The 6589-nt window shown below is 62.2% G+C and carries 5 protein-coding genes and 1 tRNA gene; 1 reads left to right on the top strand and 5 read right to left on the bottom strand.

Features of this window, described 5'->3' with window-relative positions:
* Positions 1–87: 87 nt before the first annotated feature.
* The 4 genes from FJ964_RS24395 to FJ964_RS24380 form a co-directional block, all read right to left on the bottom strand.
* Positions 88–161: transfer RNA gene (locus tag FJ964_RS24395), tRNA-Gly, on the bottom strand.
* 107 nt (positions 162–268) lie between these two features.
* Positions 269–2161, bottom strand: coding sequence for an acyltransferase family protein (locus tag FJ964_RS24390; RefSeq protein WP_140552758.1), 1893 nt, complete (start codon positions 2159–2161; stop codon positions 269–271).
* A 201-nt stretch (positions 2162–2362) separates the two neighbouring features.
* Positions 2363–3853: a hypothetical protein gene (locus tag FJ964_RS24385; RefSeq protein WP_140552757.1), complete on the bottom strand. Its 1491-nt coding sequence runs from the start codon at positions 3851–3853 to the stop codon at positions 2363–2365.
* A 69-nt stretch (positions 3854–3922) separates the two neighbouring features.
* A complete protein-coding gene (locus tag FJ964_RS24380) occupies positions 3923–4951 on the bottom strand; it encodes a glycosyltransferase family 2 protein (protein WP_140552756.1) in 1029 nt (342 codons plus the stop codon).
* A gap of 444 nt (positions 4952–5395) precedes the next feature.
* On the opposite strand from FJ964_RS24380, the gene FJ964_RS24375 reads away from it, so the two are divergent.
* The gene (locus FJ964_RS24375; protein WP_140496599.1) at positions 5396–5659 is read left to right on the top strand and encodes a DUF6460 domain-containing protein; all 264 of its coding nucleotides are present in this window, start codon (positions 5396–5398) and stop codon (positions 5657–5659) included.
* Positions 5660–5662: 3 nt separating this feature from the next.
* On the opposite strand, the gene FJ964_RS24370 is transcribed toward FJ964_RS24375, so the two are convergent.
* The gene (locus tag FJ964_RS24370; protein ID WP_140552755.1) at positions 5663–6565 is read right to left on the bottom strand and encodes a histone deacetylase; all 903 of its coding nucleotides are present in this window, start codon (positions 6563–6565) and stop codon (positions 5663–5665) included.
* Positions 6566–6589 lie beyond the last annotated feature (24 nt).

The following is a 6589-nucleotide window of genomic DNA, read 5'->3' as shown; positions in this document are numbered from 1 at the left end:
CATCGACAATCCGTTCGGCACGAGATTGTCACCCATGTCTTAGGTACAATACGTTACCTATGTCTCCGGGTTGTACACGTTGCAAGCTGGAGCGGGTAGCGGGAATCGAACCCGCGCGTTCAGCTTGGGAAGCTGACAGGCTACCATTACATCATACCCGCGCAGCAGCCTCGTTACCATGAGGGCTGGCCATCGGGCAATCGCAAAGCGGCTCGCTTTCCACACGCTACCTTCCAGCGACCGGTGCGCCGCACGCCGGTCACGCCTGCTATTTCACTTTCGCGATCTCGGTGCCGGAGGCAAAGCTCGGCCAGTATTTCGAGATGGCGAGTGCTGCGCCCGCGGAAGAGAAGTGGCCGTAGTCGAAATAGAGAAATTGCTTGTTGCCGGCATCGGCATACGAGCAGCCTGCGGCGTCACACAGATAGGTCAGTGGGTCTATGAAGTCAGCGCCTTTGACGAAGGGCAGCACTCGCTTGTTGATGTCCGGATCCATGGCCATCGGCCAGGACATGTTCGCGGCATCTCCTCGTCTTGCGAAGAAGGCGATTTTCTGGACGTCGGCGATGAATTCGGGAGACTGGCCGATGACGTAGACCTTGACGCCCATCTGGCGAAGCCGGTCGATCGTCTTCTGGAGACCGCCGAAGCCCCTGACCTCGTAGTCGGTCCATCGGCCGCTCAGGACCACCGCCTGAATATTGGCTTCGCGGATGATCGACAGTGCCCGTTCGTTGAAGTCGGTACAGGCAGGCCGGGCATAGGAAAAATAGGTCAGGTCCGGAGGGCAGCCGGCATAGGTGTATTGGATGACGTTGGCCTGGATTTTCTGGGCGTTGGCTTCAAGTCCCGAGACATAGTGGGCGGCGAAGGAATCGCCCCACAACAGCACATTGGTTGCAAAGCCGCTTGTTCGGGTGCAGGCGGCAAGGTTCCAGTCCTCGATCCGGTTCGAGCCTTCGTTGAAGCAGATGCCGTTGCGCCAGTCGCCAACCTGGATCCGCTCCGTTGAAAAGTCCGGGAATCGCTGCGGAAAACCGTTGCCGAGCGCCCCGGCCACGCCGCCGGCACAGAGCAGGACGATCGCCGTCGCCGAAAAGGCGAAGATGGGCAGCGGCGCGGTGTAGGCCCGTTTCCGCCGAAACGGCTGCTCGACATATTTCCACGAGAACGCCGCCAGGGCGAAGCTCGCCACGGTCATGGCGATGATCGTCGGCACGCCGATGGCTTTCAGCGAAACGTAATGAACGAAGGAATTAATCGGCCAGTGAACGAGGTAGAGCGAATAGGAAATGAGGCCGATCCAGACCAGCGGGGCGAACTGCAACACCCGCGTGGCGATGGTTGCCGGCCCCTGTTCGCCCGCCCTGTCGTGGCCGGCATAGATGAGCAGGGTGGTGCCGATGCAGGGGAACAAGGCATTGTAGCCCGGAAACGGGTCGCTCTCCGAAATCGTGACGAAGCCGAAGGCGATCATGGCAAAGCCGGCGAGGCCGATCAGTTCCATCGCCGGCCGGCTGGCAAGTGCCGGCGGCTTTCTCAGCATCAGCATGGCCCCCAGCGCCAGTTCCCAGATGCGCGTCGGCAACAGGTAGAAACCCGCCGTGGGCGCCATCGAGGTCGCCATGACCGCCAGGGCAAAACTGCCGATCGCGATCGGCAGCAATATCGTCAGCCAGCGTTTCGAGGCATAGCGATAGATCAGGTACACCAGTATCGGCGCAAAGATGTAATATTGCTCTTCGACCGAGAGCGACCATGTGTGCAGCAGCGGCCGCAGCTCGGCGTCGATCGAGAAATAGTTCGTCGTCTTCCAGAAATAGATGTTCGACCAGAAGGTCGAGGCCGCGATGACGCTGAGGCTGAATTCGTTGAGGTCCGACGGCAAAAGGATGAACCAGGCGGCAATGCTTGCAAGCACGATGACGAAGGCCAGCGCCGGCAGGATGCGCCGCGCGCGGCGCCAATAGAAGCGGCCGATCGAGAACTGGCCGCGTTCGAGATCGTCGAGCAGGCTGCCGCTGATCAGATAGCCCGATATGACGAAGAAGATGTCGACGCCGGTGAAGCCGCCCGGGATGGCGGACAAGCCGAAATGGAAGAGGACGACAGGCAGCACCGCTATGGCCCGCAGGCCGTCGATGTCGCGCCTGTAGTTCATGCCACCGGTTCGCGCGCCGTGGCCGGCGGCAGTCGCGGCGCACCCGGTACACCGGCCCTTGCTGCGGCGTTACGGCGATGCGAGAAAACCTCGGTTCTCGGTCCCACTTGTTCGTCCTCTCCGGTACAATTTGCTGCACCGCAACATCGGTGTCAAGGCGAATGCTGGAGGGCTGAAGCCGGTTTGGGCCGGCGCCGCAGATCAGGCGCCGGGCAGGTAGATCACGGCGTAGTCGTCCGCATAGGCCCGCTTCCAGCCCAATTCCTCGAAGAAGGGAATGCGGGTGTCGCCGGCCGCCAGCAGCGCCCAGCCTATGGCGTATTTCTTCAGCCGGGCCTCGAGCAGCGGTTTGCCGTCACTGTTTCCGGTCGCGTCGTCGGTTGTCGTGAACCCGTCCAGGAACAACTGGTCCGTCCTGCCGTCGATGTAGGTCTTGATCCCGTGGAAGATCAGCGTGCCGCCGAAATTGTAGGAATTCAGCACGTTGCCGGACAGGTGCTGATCCCTTGCGAAGGCGAGCGCTCCGCTGGCGGACGTCTTCGGGCTCGGCGCGATCTGTTGGACACTGCCGAGGACCGAGACCGCGCCGATCAGCAGGACGGCCACCGCGCCCGAGATTGCGTAGTAATGCCTGGCGAAGAATTTTTCCAATCCGTCGCGCTTTTGCGCCAGCCAGGTGGCGGCTGAAAGTGCGGGATATTGCTGTGCGACCTCAACCATGATCACCAACGGAACCAGCAGGAAGAACAGGTACATGAACCGCTGATGGCTGAGAAAGGCATGCAAGGTGAAGACGATGAACAGCGCCTTGGCCCAGCCGATCCGCAGCCGTGACACCAACAGCCCGAAAAGCGCCAGCAGCATCACAGCTTCCTTGATGAGCTCTTCCTGAGCGTTGAAGGGCCGCCACTCCAGGATAAGCGGCACCGCCTCGTTGCCATAGGCGACGGTAAGCGTCGCCAGGATGGCCTTGACGCCATAGGGATGGACCAGGCTGACCACTGGGCAAAGCAGGCCGAACGCGATCCATTTCGCCAGGAGAACCGGTTTCGACAGGCCTGTTCGCGACAGGAGGTATAGACCGGCAAAGCCGGCGATGACGAAGCTCAAGGTGAATGTGGCATGCAGGTTCGCCCACAACACGACGAGCGCGAGCAGCCACGGGGATGGCGCTCTTTCGTCCTGCGCCGCGCGAAACAGCATTGCCGTCCAAATGACGATGATCGGCAAAGTGAAGACGTGGGGGCGCGCCGTATAGATCGGGGCCACGAGGAAAGCCGTGACGAAAGCCAGCACTACCGCTAACACCGGCTTCAGCCATGCGCTGAGGAACCATCCCATCAGGAAGACTGTCAGGCCGATCGTGGCGATGATCAGCGTGACGACGCCATTCCAGCCTCCGGCGCCATAGGCGAGGGCCAGAAGCACCTGCCCCAGCCATTCCTTGGCGATCCAGGGCTGGCCGTTGAAGGTATAGGAATAGGGGTCGACGGTCGGAAATGTCCGGTTCGCCAGGAAATCGAGCCCAACCTTCACCTGCCACCAGCTGTCAGGATCCAGAAGGAGGGAGTTGGCATGCCTCATCAGCACGTAGGCAACGGTGCAGGCGCAGAAAAGACAGAACAATAGTCTGCTGCGCTGTGCGTCTTCGAGCGACGGCGTAGCCATCGCGATTGCCGTGGCCTGATTCATGTCGCGGCTCCCGACCATTTCGCGTTCGTTCCGGTCGAGAGGTCCCGTTGCGGCCGGTCGATCGTCGCCTTAGCCACGCGCGGCTCTCTTCACCATTTCCTGGAGGCGGTGGACAGGCAGGTCCTGGTTTTCGACGGCCACATCGCTTCGCGAAACGATCTCGTTGACGAAATAGAGCGGCCGCCGCTTCGTCTCCATGTACATCCGGCCGAGATATTCGCCGAATATGCCAAGCACCAGAAGCTGAACACTACCCAGGATCAGCATGATCGCGGCAAGGCTGGTCCAGCCCGGCAGCACGTTTCCCAGCGACCATTCGAGCAGCGTATAGCCGAGCACGACCATCCCCAGCACGCCGGAAAGCATTCCCAGAAGCGAGGCAAACCGCAACGGCGCGATGGAAAAGCTGGTCATCGCATCGACTGCCAGGAGAACCATCTTCTTCAGCGGATAGTGGGTGGCGCCGGCGAAACGCCGTTGCCGCTCATAGGAGAAGGCGGCCTGTCTCAGCCCGATCCAGCTCACCATGCCGCGAATGAACCTGTAGCGCTCCGGCATGGCGTTCAGATGGTCGAGGGCGCGGCGGCTCATCAGCCTGAAATCACCGGTGTCCGGCGCGATCTCGACGTCGACCATCCGGCGCAGCAGCCGGTAGAACATCGACGCGGAAGCCAGCTTGAACCAGCCTTCGCCATCACGCTTGACCCTTTGACCGTAAACGACGTCGAAGCCTTCATCCATCTTCGCCATCATCGCGCCGAGCAGTTCGGGCGGATCCTGGAGGTCGGCATCGAGAATGAGGATGCGCTGGCCCCGGCAGAACTCCAGCCCCGCGCTCAGCGCGATCTGGTGGCCATAGTTGCGGGCAAGGTCGATGGCGACGACATGGTCGTCCGTTTGCGCCAATTCGAAAACGGCCTCGCGGGTGCCGTCGGTCGCCCCGTCGATGACGAGCACGATCTCGTAGGAAGGGTTTTGCGCCAGGCAAGCGGCGGTGACGCGTCGGTGAAGCTCAGCCACGCCATCCCGCTCGTTATAGCACGGCACGACAACCGAAAGCATGACCGCGCGGCGCGCGCCGATTTTTTCCGCTTCCATCAAAGCCTGGCTCCCGCTCCAGGAATGGCAATAGCGGCAATTGGTTAGAAAACAGATAAGCCGGCCGCGATCTGCCGCCGCCGCCGGCCGCTCGCCTGCCATGCGCCTGTGGTCGCCGGCTTGGTGCCAGGGCACGATACGCGTTAACGAGTTCTTCGGAGCCTTCGACGGCGCGCTGTTGACGGAGCATTGAACGGAAAAACCCGCCGGTGCGGCGGGTTCCTTGGCGCAACTCAGCACCATGACCGAATATCTACCATAGTTGCCTTCACCCGGTCAAGGAAAAAAATCCTAATAGAAAAACCGCCGGCACAGCCGGACTGGCCGTCACAGGCTTTGTCGGCCAGGGTTCGGCGCCTTGGCCCGCCCGGCTTGAAGCGAGGCGGCCAAGTGCGTATTTCTCATCCTGTCGCCGAATCGGGCGATCAGAGCCGGAGACAGGTCTTGTCCGCATTGACGCGCTTTCTCGGCGACACCCCGCTCAGGGTACTCCTGAAGTTGCTGGTGGTGTCGTTCCTCGTCGGCCTCGTCATGACCGCCTTCGGCTGGTCGCCGATGGACGTGCTCTACGGCATCCGCAAATTCTTCCTGGATCTCTGGAATCTGGGCTTCCATGCCATCGACCGCTTCCTGGGTTACATTCTGCTGGGTGCGGCGATCGTGGTTCCGGCGTTCATCCTGCTCAGAATCGCCAACTACAGGAAATAGCGGTCAGGCGTAGTCCGCCGCCGCCTCGAACAGAATGGCATGGCGCGCCGCGAGCGCGGCTACGTCGGTCGAATAGCCGCCGCCGATGACGCCGCATAGCGCGATGCCGCGCGAGCGGAAGTGACCGATCACCATGGCGTCGCGGGCACGAAGCCCGTCGTTTGAAAGCGCCAGCCTGCCGAGCCGGTCTTCGGCATGGACGTCGACACCGGCATTGTAGAAAACGATGTCCCAGCGCGCATGGGCGGACAGCTCCGGCAAGATGGCGGCCAGCCTTTCGAGATAGGCGGCATCGCCCGTGCCGTCGGGCAGTGCGACATCGAGGTCGGAGGCGATCTTGCGCGCGGGGTAGTTGCGCTCGCCATGCATGGAGAAGGTGAACACGCGCGGATCGGCCGCCAGGATGTCCGCCGTGCCGTCGCCCTGATGCACATCCAGGTCGACCACCAGTATGTTCCGGGCCACGCCTTCGGCGAGCAGCACCAGCGAAGCCACGGCGACGTCGTTGAAGGTGCAGAAGCCCGCGCCTTGCGCGCGGCGGGCATGATGGCTGCCGCCGGCTGTGTTGCAGGCAATGCCGTGGCGCAAGGCCAGCCGGGCCGCCAGCACGGTGCCGCCGGTGGCGAGTTGGGCGCGCAGCGAAACGCGCGGGCCGACCGGAAAGCCGATCTCGCGTTCGATCTTTTCCGGCACCGAACAGCTCATGACCTGGTCGACATAGTCAGCCGCATGGGCAAGCTTCAGCCATGGCGCCGACGCTGCTTCCGGCATGCTGAGCGCCTCCTGCACGGCCAGTCCGCGTACACGCAAAGCCTCCATCAGCAGCGGATATTTGCTCATCGGAAAGCGATGGTTGACGGCGAAGCCGGCGTCGTAGTCGGGGTGATGGACGATGTGGAGGGGCATGAACCGGATCCGGCGGCTCGCGCC

Source organism: Mesorhizobium sp. B2-3-2, from assembly GCF_006442295.1.
Lineage (GTDB): Bacteria > Pseudomonadota > Alphaproteobacteria > Rhizobiales > Rhizobiaceae > Mesorhizobium.
Note: the sequence above shows the minus strand (reverse complement) of the source record. Positions and strands in the feature narration are given on the sequence as shown.

Coding starts and splice junctions, on each gene's coding strand:
- FJ964_RS24385 (WP_140552757.1), bottom strand. CDS start 3,853: ATGAATCAGGCCACGGCAATCGCGATGGCTACGCCGTCGCTCGAAGAC.
- FJ964_RS24370 (WP_140552755.1), bottom strand. CDS start 6,565: ATGCCCCTCCACATCGTCCATCACCCCGACTACGACGCCGGCTTCGCC.
- FJ964_RS24380 (WP_140552756.1), bottom strand. CDS start 4,951: ATGGAAGCGGAAAAAATCGGCGCGCGCCGCGCGGTCATGCTTTCGGTT.
- FJ964_RS24390 (WP_140552758.1), bottom strand. CDS start 2,161: ATGAACTACAGGCGCGACATCGACGGCCTGCGGGCCATAGCGGTGCTG.